Below are 17,390 nucleotides of genomic sequence, written 5' to 3'. Positions count from 1 at the left end.
GTCGGACTAAACGTCGATGGTGATGCTCTGGTTCAACAGCCCCGACAGCAGCCCCACCCGTACTTCACGGAGGCGAGCGGCCTCCGCGCGTGTCGCCGCCAACGCAGATTCCATCGCGTCAAGTTCCATCGCCATCTCGCGTTGGCGGTCGAGTGACGGTACGCGCACGGCCATGCCCTTCGACCGCTTGGCGCTGATGTGCTTGATGTTGGTGCCACCTGCGACGTCGAGGAAGGCCCTGGACTCGTAGGCCCACATGCTCCAGTGGAAGACGAACTCAGGGATACAGACCCCTTCCAGTGCCCGTAGACGGATCAGGGTCATCTGCGTGCAGACGGGCGCTGGCAGCTCGTCTCGCCACATGGCCGGCATCCCGACGGCATTCGCGCTTGCGCTGCCCTCGGAGACCAAGACGTCGCCGTACTGGAGACCGAACTTCTTGCGCTCCGCTGGGTCGTAGTTCATCTCGAGCACATCGGACAGGTCGAGCGTCCCGTAGCCGACGTTCGCGGAACGGAGGTAGGGCGTCATGTACGGGCCGGCCGCCCTGTCAGGTGTCCGGCGCACGCCGGTGGAGAAGTCGAAGGCGTTTTCGGCTCTCACAGCTTCAACCGAGTCGTCGGTGATGAGGTCGGCTCGTCGGCGACGTAGAACCGCTGTCAGCGTCGTCGCCTCGACGCCGAGCGCGGTGATCTGGTCGTCCACTGCGCTGATGACCTCGACAATCCGTTCCTGGGTCGGCAACGGAGGCAAGGCGAGTGGGATGGCACGGAACGCAGCGTCAGAGATGGTCTTGCGGCGCAAGACAGTTCCCGAGGCACGGTTCTGCATCTCGTCCCAGAACACTGGCGTTTGGAAGTACAGCCCGAGGAACTCGGGGAGAGCTCTATGGTCAACTTCATAGGTGATGAACACACCAGAGACGTGGGTGCCGTCATGCTCCGCCCGTGCGACGCCTGCAGGAGCCTCGAACGCCGTGATCGTGCGGAGCACGACGTCATTCTCTCGTACCGTGTTCAGCGCCGTGTATTTCGAGACACCGCCTACGAATGGGTCCTTCTCGCCGAGGCCCCGGCCGTGCATCTGGACACTGACTGCGGGGTAGGTGACGCCATCCTCCACGGCCACCTTGCGGCGCACACGGGTCAGTGGGTCACCGAGGTTGATCTGCTGCCAGTCACTCATCGAAGCCCTCGATCCCTGCAGCGGCGAGGAGGGCGAGCATGCGCTGCTCAGTCTTTTGGCGCTCTGCTCGGGCGATGTTGTAGGCGTCGATGAGGGTGCCGAGGTCTTCCTGCTCGGCGGCGGCCTGCTTGATGTAGCGGCCGATGTTGAGGTCGTACCCGTTCGCCACAATCTCCGTGGTCGGGACGAATCGTGCCGGGAGTCCGCCTTCTCCGTTGGGGTCCACCGGGTTGCCGTCGGCGTCGAATTTCGAGTTGTAGGCGGTCACGACGTCGGCAATGTCGGCGGCGGTGAGGATGTTGCGATTCTTGGCCTTGGTAAACCGCTCGGAGGCGTCGATGAACAGGACGCCGTCCTGCCGCTCCGGCGCCTTGGTGCCGGCTGCACGGAACACCAGGATCGCAGTGGGGATGCTGGTGTTGTAGAAGAGATTGGCAGGCAGGCCGATGACCGCTTCCAGCAGTTCATAGTCCAGGACGCGTTGGCGGATGGAGGCTTCCTGGCCGCCTCGGAAGAGGACGCCGTGGGGCAAGACGACGCCGGCGCGCCCCTTCTCCGGTCCCATGCTGGCGATCATGTGCTGCACGAACGCCCAGTCCGCTGACGATTGCGGCGCGACACCGCCGATAGCGCGCGGGTCGTTCGTCCAAGGTTTCCACTTCAGGCTGTAGGGAGGGTTGGCGAGAATCACATCGAACTGCGCGACCGAGCCGTCTGGTTTCTTGAACCGGGGGTCCTTCAGAGTGTCGCCAACCTCGACCTGAAACTGGGTCAGGTTGTGCATGAAGAGGTTCATGCGGGCCACACCCGCGGTGTCTGGGACGGCCTCCTGCCCGTGCAGCTTGAGCGTGTAGCCACGCCTACTGTGGGCCTTCAGGAGGTTCGCAGAGGCGATGAGCATGCCGCCCGACCCACAGGTCGGGTCGTACACAGACTCGTGGCCCTTGGGGTCGAGGATCTCGACGATCAGCTCGACGACCTCACGCGGGGTGAAGAACTGGCCAGCGCGGGTCCCGGACCCGTCGGAGAACCGCTTCAGCAGATACTCGTACGCTCCACCGAGCACGTCGTGGGACATGTTGCCCTCGTGCATCTTTGGGGTGCGGTCCATCGCCTGCATGACCGCCGCCAGAACCTCTCCCGACAGCACCTCTTCGGAGGCCCAGGTCATGGACCCGAACAAGCGAGAGAACTTGTCAGGGTTGGCCGTCTCGATGGCCTGCAGGGAGGCACGGACCCGCTTGCCGAGGTCGGGGTGGGCGATGGTGGCGAGGACGGACGACCAGGAGGCGCGACGCTGCTGGACGGTGCCAGGGTGGATGAACGGGATCTCGAAGGACTGGTAGTCGCGGTATTCGATCTCGTGCGCTTCCTCGGCGGACAGGCCGTCGAGGCCCTCGTTTTCGGCGAGGAACTCCTGGTGGTGGTGCTCCCAGGTGTCCGACAGGTACTTCCAGAACATCAGCGGGAAGACGACCGAGGCGTACTGCGCTTCGGGCATCGCCACGCGCAACTCGTCGGCGGCGTCCCACAAACGGTTCTCGATCTCCTGCTGGGTCACTGCCATCAGTCGGGGATGTCCTTGCTGGTCGAAGGGCGGCGACCCGAAGGCCGTGGTGTTCCTGCTGGTCAGCCTATTTCCGGCGCACCCGGCATGGACGCGCCGGTGGTGCTCGGTCGGAGAACCCGCGCGGGGCGCCGTGTTCCCTGTACGGGCGAGGCACCAAAGATATCCCTCTCCAGGACCGCGAAATATGGCAAAAGGCCCACGCCGACGACGTGACCAGCGGTGGACGCTCTGCCCTGTGCCGGACACCGTGTTCGTCCGGCACCCTGAGCGGGGGGCTTCCTTACAGCCGGTCCTTCCAGTTGCGGATGGCCTGGTCGAGCCTTGAGCGCAGTCGGTCGGCCGCCGTCGTGCCAGGAAGCAGCTGTGGGTACGCCTCGCTGTCCTTCTTGGCGATCAAGGCGCCAAGTGTGGTGGAGCTCTGTGACGGGAAGACCAGCGAGCACTTCTTCCCGCCCAGTTCCTGGGCCAGCCCCAAGAACCCGCGGCCGATCCCGAGGCCAGGTGAGGCGGCGTAGTGCTTTGCCTCGATCGCGGCGACGAGCCCCCTGCTTCGGGGGTGGACCATGGCCCGGCGGCTCCGCTCGGCTTCCTGGTGATCCAGGACGGCGACATCGCACTCATGCGCCACCTTCGAGGTGGTGGCAGCGACGAACACGCCGAGGTGGATCTCCAGCCTCTTCTGCGTGCCGGGGAAGCTCACCAGGACGTGGGTGAAGTCACCCGACCACAGGTTTCCGGGAGCCCTGCGGAAACGCAGGGCAGTAGCCGGATTGCTGCCGTCCTGAGTCAGTAGTGCCATCCCACCTGCCGCCCGTGCGGCTTCGAGGCATACGACGAGCAGGGATGCCTCGTACAGGTCGGACTCGTCGGCGTTGCTCCGATACACGGGCTGCAGAGCGCCGATCGCCTGCTCGATGGCCACCACCAGGTCGGCCTTTTTCACTGGATGACCTCCACAGAAGTGTCGGACTCCTCGGACAGGAGCTCTCGGACGATCGTCAAGGCGACCCAGGCGCGTTCCGTCTCGGCTTTGAGGTCGAGGTAGGAGATCTCCTCCAGCTCCGGATCGCCGAACTCGATCGAGAGATCCATCTCCCGCGTGCGGGCGATGTCCAGGGCGGCCTTGCGTGACGCGTGCATGGTCTCGGCGAGCGTCAGCAGGGATGAGCGGATGAGGCCAAGGCGCTCGTCGTCGGTGTACGGGAGCACGGCGATGTCTGCTTTGCCAAGGGGCGGAAGCTCGGCCTCAGCCAGCCGGCTGGCGCGGGCTTCGTACTCCCCCTCCTGCTTGAGGCGCGGCTCGGAAACCACCCGACCCTGCCGGACCTCCTGCTTCAGCTGGTCAGCGAGATCCGGCAACTCTTCTGCGAGCTGCGTCATGATGTGCACGAAATGGTCACTGCCGTCCACAGGCGCGATCCCCTCCCTCATCTCCGGTCAGGACTGTAACCACTGGGTCTGACAGGCGTGCTTGTGGTCCACGTCTGGTGATCCATCCGACACCTATGACGAGTTCGGTGAACCGGGCGTGCTGCCGCCTGGCAGCCCACAGCCAACGGCCTTGAACACGCTCTCTGTTGATGTGTCCGTGGTCGCTCCTATCGTGGACGGATGGCCAATGGCGTGTGGCACACCGGATATGGCATAGCGATCAATCTGTCCCTGCCCGACCTCGGTCACCCGGGGCGTCCCGATCTGTTGCGCGAGATCACTGCACGCGTCGCCGACCGCGATCCGCAGCTTCTTGAATGCCTGGCGCATCACGACGGGCGAGAGTGCCTGTCGGAGACCGGCGGGAAGTCTCCGTGGATGTTCATCCGCCGAGGCCGCGTCGGTGGCCGTCGGCCGCTCGTCGTCTCGCACCTGCCGATCACGCACAAGGCGACGCCAGCGGAGGGCGAGGCGCACAAGGCCACGAAGGAGCGGATCGTCGAGACCGCTTCCCGGTGCGGCCTAGACGCCGAAGCGGAAGTGCCCACGGCGAACCGACGGAGCATCACCGATGCCCTCGTCACAGGCCCTGGGGACATTCGGATCGGCTGGGAGATCCAGTACCACCACCTCAGCCCCAGCAGTGTGCACCGCCGCTCGGTCAACGCGGTGCAGCACGACATCACGCCCTGTGGGTGGCCAAGGACCGCACAGCCTCCTTGATCGACCGCGCCCCTTGGGCTCGTGTCGACGCCATGCCGTGGAGGGAGATCGCCGGCGGCAAGGAGATGGTGATCCGCGGTGGCTACCGCTACCTCCAGGTGTGGAAGTGCGTGCCCAGCAGCGACCGGCACTGCCTCCTGTCCGACGGCGCCGGTCATTGTGGCGGTCTTCACTCCGACTGGTTCGTGCCTGCGCTCTGCGAGCCGGAGAAGAAGGCGGTCCACCTCGAAGACCTCGTCTTGTCGAGCGCTACGGGGGAGAGCGTGCCGGTCTACGTCCCCAACCGCGGCAGCGGCCGGGCCGGACGGCACATGTGGGTGCCCTCGGCTGACTGCAGGCGGTGGCGGGAGCTAATCGGCGAGAAGGAACTTCTCCTCGATGCCCCAGCGCAGGAGGACGACGAGATCACCTTCGCCGAGCAGGAGATAGACCGGACCTGCTGGGCCGGTGAGGAAGGCTGGTTCGTTAGCGACGCCCGGCCGATCCGCGATCTCGGCCAGCCCACCGGCGGCTTCACCCTCCCCAGAATGCCGACACAGCGGTCCCGGAAGCCGATGCTGATCATTGCCGTCGAACGGGCCGCTGCCTCCGCCGCGCTGGGCTGCCCACCATGGGAGCTGGGGCCATGCGCCGAGTGTGGGCAGCTGATGCGTCGGTACGGGCGTGACGCAGCCCTGTGCTGCGCTGTGTGCCGCGCGGTCCTCAACGGTCGGTAGCGACGGTTGCTCAGCAGCGACAACTGAGACCAAAACTGAGACCAGGAAACGCGAAGAGCCCCGCTGCTTACAGCGGGGCTCTTCGACATCGTGCCCGGTGAGGCACTGGCGGAGGATACGAGATTCGAACTCGTGAGGGGTTGCCCCCAACACGCTTTCCAAGCGTGCGCCCTAGGCCACTAGGCGAATCCTCCGCCGCAAACAATACAAGACGTCGGGGAGTGCTCGCGAACTCGATCCGGGCCTCCGGGATCGGGTACTGTGTGCGGAGCCCCTCACGTGGCGCTATCTGACTGAACTCCCCCAGGGCCGGAAGGCAGCAAGGGTAGGTCGGCTCTGGCGGGTGCGTGGGGGGCGCTTGCGTTGGGGGTGGTGGTAGGGGGGCGTTGTCGTAGGGGGCCGATATCGTCGTAGGTGTGTCGTCCCTTGCGCTGTACCGCCGTTATCGCCCCGAGTCATTCGCCGAGGTCATCGGGCAGGAGCATGTCACTGACCCGCTGCAGCAGGCCCTGCGGAACAACCGGGTCAATCATGCGTACCTGTTCAGTGGGCCGCGTGGCTGTGGGAAGACGACCAGTGCGCGCATCCTCGCGCGCTGTCTGAACTGTGAGCAGGGGCCGACGCCGACGCCGTGCGGGGAGTGCCAGTCCTGCAAGGACCTGGCCAGGAACGGGCCGGGGTCCATCGATGTGATCGAGATCGACGCCGCGTCGCACGGTGGTGTGGACGATGCCCGTGATCTTCGCGAGAAGGCGTTCTTCGGGCCCGCGGGCAGTCGTTACAAGATCTACATCATCGACGAGGCGCACATGGTCACCTCGGCGGGCTTCAACGCGCTGCTGAAGGTGGTCGAGGAGCCGCCGGAGCATCTCAAGTTCATCTTCGCGACCACCGAGCCCGAGAAGGTCATCGGCACGATCCGGTCGCGTACGCACCACTATCCGTTCCGGCTGGTCCCGCCGGGGACCCTGCGCGACTATCTCGGCGAGGTGTGCGGGAAGGAGCGGATCCCGGTCGCGGACGGGGTGTTGCCGCTGGTCGTACGGGCCGGTGGCGGGTCCGTGCGTGACTCGATGTCCGTCATGGACCAGTTGCTCGCGGGCGCGGCCGAGGACGGTGTGACGTACGCCATGGCGACGGCCCTGCTCGGTTATACGGACGGGTCGCTGCTCGATTCGGTGATGGACGCGTTCGCGGCGGGGGACGGGGCCGCGGCGTTCGAGATCGTGGAGCAGGTCATCGAGGGCGGAAACGACCCTCGGCGCTTCGTCGCCGATCTGCTGGAGCGGCTGCGGGACCTGGTCATTCTGGCCGCCGTGCCGGATGCCGGGGAGAAGGGGCTGATCGACGCCCCCGCCGATGTCGTCGAGCGGATGCAGGCCCAGGCGTCGGTCTTCGGCGCGGCCGAGCTGAGCCGGGCGGCCGACCTGGTCAACACCGGGCTCACGGAAATGCGCGGGGCCACCTCGCCCCGGCTTCAGCTGGAGCTGATCTGCGCGCGGGTACTGCTGCCCGCGGCCTTCGACGACGAGCGGTCGGTCCAGGCGCGGCTCGACCGGCTGGAGCGGGGGGCGGCCGCGGCCGCCTCCGTCGCGGGGGCCGCGTTCTCGGCCGGGGGTCCAGGTCCCGCGACGGGGTACGTCCCCGGGCCCGAGGCGCACGCGCCCGTACCGCCCGCGATGCCCGGAGCGCCCGCGCCCGTCTCACCGGCCGTGCCGTATGCCGCACCGGAGCCCGCCGCTCCGCCGTCCGCGCCCCCGTCGGCCCCCGCTCCCGCCGCCGAGCCGCAGCGGCCCGGTGCCTGGCCCTCCGCCGACGGCGCCCCGGAGGCTCCGGGGCGCCGTCCCGGCGGTTGGCCCACCGCGTCGGCGCCCGGACAGGGACAGGGGGCCGCGGCGGCGCCGGGACCCACGTCCGCGCCGGCCGCTCCCCAGCCCGCTGCCGCCGCGCCGGCCCCCGGTATGACGCAGGGCGCCGGTCAGGTACGGAACATGTGGCCGGACATCCTGGAGGCCGTGAAGAACCGACGGCGCTTCACCTGGATCCTGCTCAGCCAGAACGCGCAGGTCGCGGGGTTCGACGGCACGACGCTCCAGGTCGGCTTCATCAACGCGGGCGCCCGCGACAACTTCACGAGCAGTGGCAGCGAGGACGTGCTCAAGCAGGCGCTCTCCGAGCAGTTCCATGTGCAGTGGAAGATCGAGGCGATCATCGACCCGTCGGGCGGCACCGCCGGGCCTCAGGCGACCGGAAGCGGCGGCGGGGGCGGCGGAGGTTACGGCGGCGCCGGCGGTGCAGGCGCGCCCGGCTCCAGCGGGGGGCCCGGCTCCGGCGGTGGGCCCGGCTCGGGCGGTGGGTACGGCGGCGGTGGGTACGGGGGCGGTGGCGGTTACGGCGGCGCCCCCTCCGCCTCGAACGCCGCCGCCCCGGCAGCCCCGCAGGCACAGCGCCCCGCGCAGCCCGCGCACGCGTCGCAGTCGTCGCCCGCCCCCGCGTCCCAGGCCCCTGCCGCTTCCGGCACGGCGCGATCCGAGCCGCCGCGCCGCCAGAACGGACCCGACCGCTCGGACCGGCCGGACAACAGACCCGTCGCGCCCGCGAAGCCTCCCGTGGCACCGGAGGACGACATTCCGGAGGAGGACGATCCGGATCTCGTCGACTCCGCGCTCTCCGGTCATGAACTGATCGTGCGCGAGCTGGGAGCCACGGTTGTGGAGGAATACACAAACGAATAGCGGTCCGTCTTTCGGCGACCCGTCCAAGCCCGCCCCAGGCCCGCACACGGAGCGGCGCCCCGTCCGGGCTAGGCTGCCCCTCGTGAAGGTCCTTGTCATCGGCGGCGGCGCCCGCGAACACGCCCTGTGCCGCTCTCTCTCCCTCGACCCCGAGGTCACCGCTCTGCACTGCGCGCCCGGCAACGCCGGCATCGCCGAAGTGGCCGAGCTGCACCCGGTGGACGCGCTGGACGGTACGGCCGTGGCCCGCCTCGCCACCGAGCTGGAGGCCGGGCTCGTCGTCGTCGGGCCCGAGGCCCCGCTGGTGGCCGGGGTCGCCGACGCCGTACGGGGCGCGGGCATCCCGTGCTTCGGCCCGTCCCGGGAAGCGGCCGAGCTGGAGGGTTCCAAGGCCTTCGCGAAGGATGTGATGGCCGCGGCGAACGTTCCGACGGCCCGTAGTTACGTCTGCACCACCCCCGAGCAGATCGACGACGCGCTCGACGCCTTCGGCCCGCCGTACGTCGTCAAGGACGACGGGCTGGCCGCCGGGAAGGGCGTCGTCGTGACCGCGGATCTCGCCGTGGCGCGCGAGCACGCGATCGGCTGTGACCGTGTCGTCATCGAGGAGTTCCTCGACGGCCCCGAGGTCTCCCTCTTCGCCATCACCGACGGCGAGACGGTCCTTCCGCTCCAGCCCGCGCAGGACTTCAAGCGCGCCCTCGACAACGACGAGGGCCCCAACACGGGCGGCATGGGGGCGTACTCGCCGCTCCCGTGGGCCGACCCCAAACTGGTGGACGAGGTCCTGGAGACCGTTCTCCAGCCGACGGTCAACGAACTGCACCGCCGCGGTACGCCCTTCTCGGGGCTGCTGTACGCGGGCCTCGCGATCACCGGACGCGGCGTGCGGGTCATCGAGTTCAACGCGCGCTTCGGCGACCCGGAGACGCAGGTGGTTCTGGCGAGGCTCAAGACGCCGCTGGCCCGCGTCCTGCTGGCGGCGGCGGAGGGAGACCTCGCCGCGCTGCCCCCGCTGACCTGGCGCGACGACGCGGCGGTCACGGTGGTCGTCGCCTCGCACAACTACCCGGACACGCCGCGCACCGGCGACCCGATCGAGGGTCTGGGGGAGATCGCGGAACAGGATGCCCCCGACGCGTACGTCCTGCACGCCGGCACCCGGCGTGAGGGCGACACGGTCGTGAGCGCCGGCGGCCGCGTGCTGTCGGTGACGGCGACGGGCAAGAGCCTGACGCAGGCCAGGGAGCGCGCGTACACGGCGCTGCGCCGCATCCGTCTGGCGGGCTCCCAGCACCGCACGGACATCGCCCGCGAGGCCGCGGAGGCTGCCGAGGCTGCCGAGGCCGCGGAGACCGCGGGAGCCTGAGCTCGGCCGCCGTCCCCGTGAGCGGCGCCGTCCGCGTGAGCGGGCGCCGTCCCCGTGAGTGCCCGCCGTCCCCGTGACCCGGCCGCCGTCCGCGTGAGCGCCCGCCGTCCGGGAAACCGGGCGGCCGCGGGACCGGTCGCCTGCCCTCGCGGGCGCCCCCGCCCGGGCTGCCGCGCCGCACCCCTCACCCACCCACCCCCTCTCGTCAGCAGCTTTACCCAAAGCCATTCCATCGGGTGACCGTTGGGCCATCCGGATGACGGGTCCCCAGCGTCCAACTAGGGTGCGGCGCAGGCGTTCCGGCACTTGGCCCACCGGCATTGCGATGTCAGTGACGGGTGCCACAGTGGGGGAGTGAGCAACGCAGGCCGCAGGGCAGAGGGGGTGAGGTCCGACCATGTCCGGTTCCGGTATCGGTGAGGAGATGGGTGCTCAGGGCGCCCGTGTACGGGCTCTCGCCGTGCTGCGCATCCGCAGCAGGGCGCTGGCCGTGGCGCTGTTGCCCGCCGCCGTCGCCGTCGTACTGCTCGTTGGCGGGGCCACGGGCCGCATCAGCGGCGGAGGCTGGGACATCGCGCGCTGGGTCGTGACGGGCTTCGCGCTCGTCGTGCTGCTGCTCGCGGGCGCCGTCGCCGCCGTGGTCGCCCGCGCCAGGCCCGCGCTCAGCCCCACCGTCCCGGTCACCGAGAAGGCCGCCCCCGACCTCTACCGGCTGGTGCGCGATCTCGCGGAGCGGCTCGATGTGCCCGCGCCCTCCGCCATAGCGCTGACCCCGGACTGCGACAGCTGGCTGGAGGACCGTACGCATCCGGCGCACGCCGACGCGCTCGCGCGTACGCACTCGGACCCAAATACGCATCGCCATACGCGTCGCCGCGCGCTGTCCGGCTTCGGCGGCGGCCGTCGGCGCGCCGCCCGGCGGATCCCCGCCGCCCCCGTCCTCGTGATCGGTTCGCCCTTCCTGTGGTGGATGCGGGTCGCCGAGCTGCGCGCCGTACTCGCCCCCGTCGTGGCGGGTACGGGACCCTCGGCGCACCCGGACATAGCCGCGGCCCGCCGGTTCGTCCGGGGGCTGGACGCGGCGGTGGCCGTCGCGTCCCGGCCCGGCGTGGGGCCGATACGGCGGGTGGCGCTGGGTTTTGTCGGCCGGGTCGCCAAGCTGCTGCTGCGCGGCTGCGGCGAGCACGCCGCGCTGATGGAGCGCGGCGTCGCGGCGGCCGCGTCCGAGCGCGCACAGGCGGTGGACTACGGTCTGCGGATCGTCGCCCAGGAACAGGTCGGTCTCGCGTACGCGGGCTGGGACCGGCTGCTGACCAGGGTCGCGCTGCCCGCTTGGCGCATGGGCCGCTGGCCCTCCCGGCTGGACGCGGGCGTGGTGTCCGCGCTCACCGAGCTGTCTCGCCGTGACAGCCTCGCCGAGGGCTTCGCCTCCCGGCTCGGCGAGCGCCCCGCCTGCGATCTGCTCGAAGAACCGGGCGTGGTCGACGAGGCGGCCTCCTTGCTGGCCGCCCGGCTCTTCCACGGCGGCCCGGCCGAGGTGGGCCCGGACTGGTCCCCGGTGGACTGGCAGCAGTATCCGGAGGAGGTCGTCGACCGTAAGTGGCGTACGGAAGCGGCCAGGCTGCACCGCGTCCTCGACACCATGGGGGTACGGCGCTCCGCCGACCCCGCGGGCTCCGCCCTGAGCCCCGGTCCGACCCTGGAACGCGTCATCGACCACCTCTCCCGGCACGGCGCCGGGCCGGACGGAGCCACCTGCCCCACCGGCCCCACCGGGACACCCACCGGCCCCACCGGGACACCCACCGGGGCCAGTGGCTTCACCATGGCCGGCGCGGCGAGCAAGACCAGCGACACAGCCAGGACGGCCGGAATCGCCACGAACGGTGCCGCCGCAACGACCGGAGCCGCCAGGACCGGTGAGGTCAGTGAGGTCGGCGAGGCCAGTGAGGCCGGGGACGCCCTGGCCGCAGGCATCAGCGCGGAGCTGGCCCGGGAAGAGGCGGCGGCCCCGGCCGCCCCGGCCGAGGCCGCGAGCGACGCCCTCGCGCTCTGGGGCACCGACCCGCTGCCCCTCTTCCCGCTCCAGCCGCCCCGCAGCGGCCGTGAGCTGCTGGCCGACCATGTCACGGCGATGGTCTGCTGCTCCGCCGTCGATACGGCGGGCGCTGTGCCCGGCCTCGACTGGCTCGACGGCCCGGCACTCCTGATCGACGGCGAGCGCCGAGCGGATCTGGGCGGGCGCGTCCTCAGCCTGGTCGAGGGCGGCGACGCCGAGCCGCTCCGTTCCTGGCTGATGTCGCTCGGCGTACGGGCCGAGAAGCCCGTACGCCTCGTGTGAGTCCCGCCACACACCCCTGAGTCCCGCCGCACATCCACCCGACAGCCCGACATCGCCGAAACACCGGCCAACACCGGCCAACAGCGCACGGCAGCGCACGGTGCCGGGCCCGGCACCGTGCCCGCCGTCCGCCCTGCGGGCGGCCATCGGGGCCCATCCCTTATCACACCGTGAATCCCGATTGTCGCGTTCCGTTAAGGTTAATTCGCAACGAACGGTGACGGAGTGCGTGCGTAATGTGATGTGCTGGGGGTCGCCGCTTACACCCGACCGCTTCACCGGCCGGATAAACGGTCGTATCACCGGCGCGTCGGTGCTCGCGTCGGCGCATTTGTCAACGGTCGTGCCACCTGATGGCGCGGGGGCTCGGAGGAGGGGCGCACCATGGGGGCGGACCAGATCCGGCGGTGGGAATCGGGCGCGCTCGCCCACGCGGTCAGCGATCCCTTCGGCCAGGGCCCGCTGCCCTGGCTGCGCGGCAGCGAGAACTACTTCGACGACACCGGCCATGTCGTGCCCTGGTACGCCGATCCGAACCTGGGCAGCGGCAGCCAGGGCAACCACGCCGGTCACGGCAACCACGGCGGTCACCACAGTGGCCACCACGGCGGCAGCGCCGGCAGTGGTGGTACCCGTACCGCCGACGACGTACGACGCCAGATCAAGGGCTTCGCGTCCACCGGCGCCGTCGCCCCCGGCGAGGCCATCGACTTCCATGTCACCGTCGACCCGCCCCAGCAGTTCTCGGTCGACATCTACCGGATCGGACACTACGGCGGCGACGGCGCCCGCAAGATCATCACCAGCCCCCGGCTCTCCGGGATCGTCCAGCCGCCCCCGCTCGCCGCCGACCGGACCGTCTCCTGCCATCACTGGTGGCTCTCCTGGCGGCTCCAGATCCCGTCGTTCTGGGCCCTCGGCGCCTATGTCGCCGTCCTCACCACCGTCGACGGCTACCGCTCCCACATCCCCTTCACGGTCCGCGACAGCCACCCCGCCGACCTGCTCCTGCTCCTCCCCGACATCACCTGGCAGGCCTACAACCTCTATCCCGAGGACGGCCACACCGGCGCCAGCCTCTACCACGCCTGGGACGAGGAGGGCCGGCTCCTCGGCGAGCAGGACGCCGCCACGACCGTCTCCTTCGACCGCCCCTACGCGGGCGCGGGGCTGCCCCTCCACGTCGGCCACGCCTACGACTTCATCCGCTGGGCCGAGCGGTACGGCTACGACCTCGCCTACGCCGACACGCGCGATCTGCACGCGGGCCGCGTCGACCCCAGCCGCTACCGGGGCCTGGTCTTCCCCGGCCATGACGAGTACTGGTCCGTCCCCATGCGCCGGACCGTCGAGGCCGCGCGCGACGGCGGCACGTCACTCGTCTTCCTCTCCGCCAACACCATGTACTGGCAGGTGGAGTTGGGGCCCTCGGCCTCCGGCGTCCCCGACCGTCTGCTCACCTGCCGCAAGCGCCGCGGCCCTGGCCGCCCGGCACTCTGGCGCGAGGTGGACCGGCCGGAGCAGCAGCTGCTCGGTATCCAGTACGCGGGCCGCGTCCCCGAGCCGCGCCCCCTGGTCGTACGGAACGCCGATCACTGGCTCTGGGAAGCCAGCGGCGCGACCGAGGGCGACGAGATCGAGGGCCTGGTCGCGGGTGAGGCGGACCGTTACTTCCCGCGCACCGCGCTCCCCGAACACCAGGACCGGATCCTGCTCGCGCACTCCCCGTACCGCGATCTCGACAACAGCAAGCGCCATCAGGAGACCTCGCTCTACCGCGCCCCGTCCGGCGCGCTCGTCTTCGCGTCGGGGACCTTCGCGTGGTCCCCGGCGCTGGACCGGCCGGGCCATGTGGATCCCCGTATCCAGCGCGCGACCGCCAACCTCCTGGACCGGATCTGCAAGCGGGACTGACGGCCCACGAATCCCGACGCCCGCGAATCCGACTGGCCACGAATCTTGGAAACGGCGCATGGCACCCCCTACGAGCCGGCACCCCCTACGAGCTGGGACTTCCGGCATACGGGAGAATCGAGGCGATCTCTCTGATCGGACAGAACCACGGGGAGGAACCGTGTCCGGATTCGTAGAAAAGCCCGAGCCCGTAGAGGTGCCGGGTCTGGTGCACATCCACACCGGCAAGGTGCGGGATCTGTACCGGAACGAGGCGGGCGACCTCGTGATGGTCGCCAGTGACCGAATGTCCGCGTACGACTGGGTGCTGCCCACCGAAATCCCCGACAAGGGAAGGGTGCTCACCCAGCTCTCGCTCTGGTGGTTCGAGAAGCTTCTCGACCTCGTGCCCAACCATGTGATCTCCACAGACCTCCCCGCCGGCGCCCCCGCCGACTGGGCCGGCCGTACCCTCATCTGCCGGTCGCTCCGGATGATTCCGGTGGAGTGCGTCGCCCGCGGCTATCTGACGGGCTCGGGTCTCGCCGAGTACGAGGAGTCCCGCACCGTCTGCGGGCTCGCGCTCCCCGAAGGGCTCATGGACGGCTCCGAGCTGCCCGCCCCGATCTTCACGCCCGCCACCAAGGCGGCCGTCGGTGACCACGACGAGAACGTCCCGTACGAGGAAGTGGCCCGCAAGGCCGGCGCGGAGACCGCCGCTCTGCTGCGCCGGGCGACCCTCGACGTCTATGGCCGGGCCCGGGACATCGCCCGCGACCGGGGGATCATCCTCGCCGACACCAAGTTCGAGTTCGGCTTCGACGGCGATCAGCTGGTGCTCGCCGACGAGGTGCTGACCCCCGACTCCTCGCGTTTCTGGCCGGCCGCCGACTGGAAGCCGGGCCGCCCGCAGCCGTCGTACGACAAGCAGTACGTACGCGACTGGCTGACCTCCCCGGCCTCCGGCTGGGACCGCCGAAGCGAGCAGCCGCCGCCCCCGCTGCCGCAGGAGATCGTCGACGCGACCCGCGCGAAGTACCTGGAGGCGTATGAACTCCTCACCGGCCTCAGCTGGCAGTAAGCCCCGGCTCAGCCCGCACGAGCGGCGGCCCGAACACCGAGAAGCCCCCCGGTCGATCAGACCGGGGGGCTTCCACACTGAGCGGACGACCAGGTTCGAACTGGCGACCTCAACCTTGGCAAGGTTGCGCTCTACCAACTGAGCTACGTCCGCGTGCGCCGTGGCGCGGAGCCAACTATACCCAACCTCGCTCGCGTGCGAGACGCACCGCCGTATGCCGGTTCTCCGCCCCCAGTTTGGAAGCCGCCGACGACAGATAGTTCCGTACGGTCCCCTGCGACAGCGACGCGCGCTCCGCGACCTCCGAGATCGGTGCTCCGTCCGCCGCCAGCTCCAGGACCTCGGCCTCCCGCGCGGTCAGCGGCGAGTCCCCGGCCGAGATGGCGTCCGCCGCCAACTCGGGGTCGACGAAACGGTTCCCGGCGTGGACGGTACGGATGATCTCGGCGAGCTGCCGCGCGCTCACCGTCTTCGGTACGAAGCCCCGTACGCCCGCGGCCAGCGCCCGCTTCAGATGGCCGGGCCGGCCATGGCTCGTCACGATCATCGTCCGGCAGCCGGGCAGATCCGTACGGAGCGATGTGGCGACTTTCACACCGTCCGCGCCGGGCATCTGGAGATCCAGTACGGCCACATCGGGCCGGTGGGCCCGTGCCATAGCCAGTGCCTCGGGCCCGGAGGCCGCCTCGGCGACCACGACCAGATCGTCTTCGAGCGCGAGCAGCGCGGCGAGCGCACCCCGGATCAGATGCTCGTCGTCGGCGAGCAGGACGCGAACAGGACTCATACCGTCACTTCCTCGCCGGTCTCGGTCTCGCCGGCCTCATTGGCCTCGTCGCCCTCATCGCTCTCACCGGGCTTATCGGGCTCATCGGGCACGGCGCGGACATGCTCGGTGGCCGACCTTGGCAGCGGCACCCGCGCCGTCAGTACGAAGCGGCCGTCCGCCGTACTCCCCGCTTCGAGGGTCCCGTCCAGCGCGGCCAGTCTTTCCCGCAGCCCGGCGAGCCCAGAGCCATTCCCGGACAGCCCGGAGTCCTTCCCGTCGAGCCCGGCCCCCTTCCCGGACAGCCCGGATCCGCGTCGCGCGAGCCCGGAGCCCTTCCCGGCGGAGCTCTTCCCGGCCCGCGCATCGGTGTCGGCGTCCGGCACCCCGTCGTTCTCCACGATCAGGACCACCTCCCGGCCGCCGGACCCGGGCGCCCCGGAGTCCCCAGGCGCCCCGGACTCCCCGGGCGCCCCGGACTCCCCGGGCGCCCCGGTCCGCGACAGCCGTACGGTGCACCGCCGGGCGTCCCCGTGCCGCAGCACATTCGTCGTCGCTTCCCGTACCACCCACCCGAGAGCCGACTGGACCTCGGCGGACAGTCCGCCGAGATCGCCCCCCTTGATCCGGCAGTTGATGCCCGCCGCCTTCAACACCCCCCGGGCTCCTTCCAGTTCGGTGTGCAGATCCGCCTCCCGGTAGCCGCGTACGACCTCCCGTACCTCCCGCTGCGACTCCTGCGCGATCTGCTGTACCTCGGTCATCTGGGTCACCGCCCCCGGCCGGTCACGCTCGGCCAGCTGGACCGCCAGCTCGCTCTTCAGCGCGATCACCGCGAGATTGCGGCCCATGACATCGTGCAGATCGCGCCCGAAGCGCAGCCGCTCCTCCGCGATCGCGAGCCGCGTATGCAGCTCGCGCGCCTCGTCCAGCTCCCAGACGACGCTGACCAGCCAGGCCGAGAAGACATAGGTGGAGGCGAGAGCCGCACCCACGGCGATGACCCCGGCCCCGTTCGCGACGGCGTTGTTCCACTCCAGCCCCAGCACCAGACTCATGGCCGCCGTGCCGGCCGCCGTACCGAGCACGGCGTACACCCTGTGCGCCACCGTGCGCAGGCCCAGAGCGATCGCCGACAGACCGAAGCCGGCGATCCCCATCAGGAGAAACGCGTAGCTCTGGTCCTGAGGAATGGAATTGGAGTTCCGCAGCGCGAGCAGGATGATGATGCCTCCGCCGGACAGCGCGGAAACGCTCAGAACCAGCCGTACAGGCTGCTCCCGTCGGCCGAGACGCCAGTCCATGGCCATGGACAGCAGCACAGCACAGAGCGTGGCATGCGCGATGACCAGCAGAAACAGCCAGCCGCCGAGCTGCCCCCCGACCTTGCCCCCGGCCCCGTCGAGGAGCTGCGGAACGCCGATCCCGCCGACCTCTATGACCGCGAGGGTGTGGAACGTCCAGCGGGTGTAGAGCTCGACCTTGACCATGTTGCTCCTGGTCGGCCCGCCCCTGCCGTGCCACCAGCCCGTCAGTCTGGACATCGCGCCCTTCCTCGGTGTCCTGGTGCCTGTGTCCGT

Annotated in this window: 13 protein-coding genes, 2 tRNA genes and 1 other RNA gene; 8 read left to right on the top strand and 8 right to left on the bottom strand. The window is 70.0% G+C overall.

The window, feature by feature from the left end:
* Positions 1-6 precede the first annotated feature (6 nt).
* The 4 genes from ACFRMN_RS27095 to ACFRMN_RS27080 form a co-directional block, all read right to left on the bottom strand.
* Positions 7-1,185: a restriction endonuclease subunit S gene (locus tag ACFRMN_RS27095; protein WP_383023798.1), complete on the bottom strand. Its 1,179-nt coding sequence runs from the start codon at positions 1,183-1,185 to the stop codon at positions 7-9.
* Positions 1,178-2,752 carry an N-6 DNA methylase gene (locus ACFRMN_RS27090; protein WP_383023795.1) on the bottom strand — a complete coding sequence of 525 codons (1,575 nt, stop codon included), beginning with the start codon at positions 2,750-2,752 and terminating at the stop codon, positions 1,178-1,180. Before ACFRMN_RS27090 ends, ACFRMN_RS27095 begins: the two co-directional genes overlap by 8 nt.
* Positions 2,753-3,035: 283 nt before the next feature.
* Complete coding sequence (locus tag ACFRMN_RS27085; protein ID WP_383023792.1) at positions 3,036-3,698, bottom strand: hypothetical protein; 663 nt, start codon at positions 3,696-3,698, stop codon at positions 3,036-3,038.
* The gene (locus tag ACFRMN_RS27080) at positions 3,695-4,165 is read right to left on the bottom strand and encodes a hypothetical protein (protein ID WP_383023790.1); all 471 of its coding nucleotides are present in this window, start codon (positions 4,163-4,165) and stop codon (positions 3,695-3,697) included. Before ACFRMN_RS27080 ends, ACFRMN_RS27085 begins: the two co-directional genes overlap by 4 nt.
* A 201-nt stretch (positions 4,166-4,366) precedes the next feature.
* Between ACFRMN_RS27080 and ACFRMN_RS27075 the strand changes: the two genes are divergently transcribed.
* A complete protein-coding gene (locus ACFRMN_RS27075) occupies positions 4,367-4,909 on the top strand; it encodes a hypothetical protein (protein WP_383023787.1) in 543 nt (180 codons plus the stop codon).
* On the top strand, positions 4,882-5,625 hold the full coding sequence (locus ACFRMN_RS27070; protein ID WP_383023784.1) for a hypothetical protein: 744 nt from the start codon (positions 4,882-4,884) through the stop codon (positions 5,623-5,625). Before ACFRMN_RS27075 ends, ACFRMN_RS27070 begins: the two co-directional genes overlap by 28 nt.
* Before the next feature lie 106 nt (positions 5,626-5,731).
* Here ACFRMN_RS27070 and ACFRMN_RS27065 read toward each other — a convergent pair.
* Positions 5,732-5,819 (bottom strand) — tRNA-Ser (locus tag ACFRMN_RS27065).
* Positions 5,820-5,891: 72 nt separating this feature from the next.
* Between ACFRMN_RS27065 and ffs the strand changes: the two genes are divergently transcribed.
* The 6 genes from ffs to ACFRMN_RS27035 all read left to right on the top strand — a co-directional run bounded on the left by ffs (position 5,892) and on the right by ACFRMN_RS27035 (position 15,044).
* Positions 5,892-5,990: signal recognition particle sRNA small type (gene ffs, locus ACFRMN_RS27060), an RNA gene on the top strand.
* A 51-nt stretch (positions 5,991-6,041) separates the two neighbouring features.
* The gene (locus tag ACFRMN_RS27055; RefSeq protein ID WP_383023781.1) at positions 6,042-8,360 is read left to right on the top strand and encodes a DNA polymerase III subunit gamma and tau; all 2,319 of its coding nucleotides are present in this window, start codon (positions 6,042-6,044) and stop codon (positions 8,358-8,360) included.
* A gap of 82 nt (positions 8,361-8,442) precedes the next feature.
* Complete coding sequence (purD, locus tag ACFRMN_RS27050; protein WP_383023778.1) at positions 8,443-9,729, top strand: phosphoribosylamine--glycine ligase; 1,287 nt, start codon at positions 8,443-8,445, stop codon at positions 9,727-9,729.
* Positions 9,730-10,126: 397 nt separating this feature from the next.
* Positions 10,127-12,070, top strand: coding sequence for a hypothetical protein (locus tag ACFRMN_RS27045; RefSeq protein WP_383023775.1), 1,944 nt, complete (start codon positions 10,127-10,129; stop codon positions 12,068-12,070).
* 384 nt (positions 12,071-12,454) lie between these two features.
* Positions 12,455-13,984, top strand: coding sequence for a N,N-dimethylformamidase beta subunit family domain-containing protein (locus tag ACFRMN_RS27040; RefSeq protein WP_383023771.1), 1,530 nt, complete (start codon positions 12,455-12,457; stop codon positions 13,982-13,984).
* A 160-nt stretch (positions 13,985-14,144) separates the two neighbouring features.
* Positions 14,145-15,044: a phosphoribosylaminoimidazolesuccinocarboxamide synthase gene (locus ACFRMN_RS27035; RefSeq protein ID WP_383023768.1), complete on the top strand. Its 900-nt coding sequence runs from the start codon at positions 14,145-14,147 to the stop codon at positions 15,042-15,044.
* Positions 15,045-15,124: 80 nt separating this feature from the next.
* Here ACFRMN_RS27035 and ACFRMN_RS27030 read toward each other — a convergent pair.
* From ACFRMN_RS27030 to ACFRMN_RS27020, 3 genes are all read right to left on the bottom strand, one after another.
* Positions 15,125-15,197: transfer RNA gene (locus ACFRMN_RS27030), tRNA-Gly, on the bottom strand.
* Between the two features lie 22 nt (positions 15,198-15,219).
* Positions 15,220-15,831: a response regulator transcription factor gene (locus tag ACFRMN_RS27025; protein WP_365744364.1), complete on the bottom strand. Its 612-nt coding sequence runs from the start codon at positions 15,829-15,831 to the stop codon at positions 15,220-15,222.
* Positions 15,828-17,354: a sensor histidine kinase gene (locus tag ACFRMN_RS27020; RefSeq protein WP_383023765.1), complete on the bottom strand. Its 1,527-nt coding sequence runs from the start codon at positions 17,352-17,354 to the stop codon at positions 15,828-15,830. Before ACFRMN_RS27020 ends, ACFRMN_RS27025 begins: the two co-directional genes overlap by 4 nt.
* Positions 17,355-17,390: the final 36 nt, after the last annotated feature.

It is taken from the genome of Streptomyces sp. NPDC056835 (assembly GCF_042789485.1).
GTDB lineage: Bacteria > Actinomycetota > Actinomycetes > Streptomycetales > Streptomycetaceae > Streptomyces.
The sequence above is the reverse complement of the archived record's forward strand: the minus strand, read 5'-3'. Positions and strand labels throughout refer to the sequence as shown.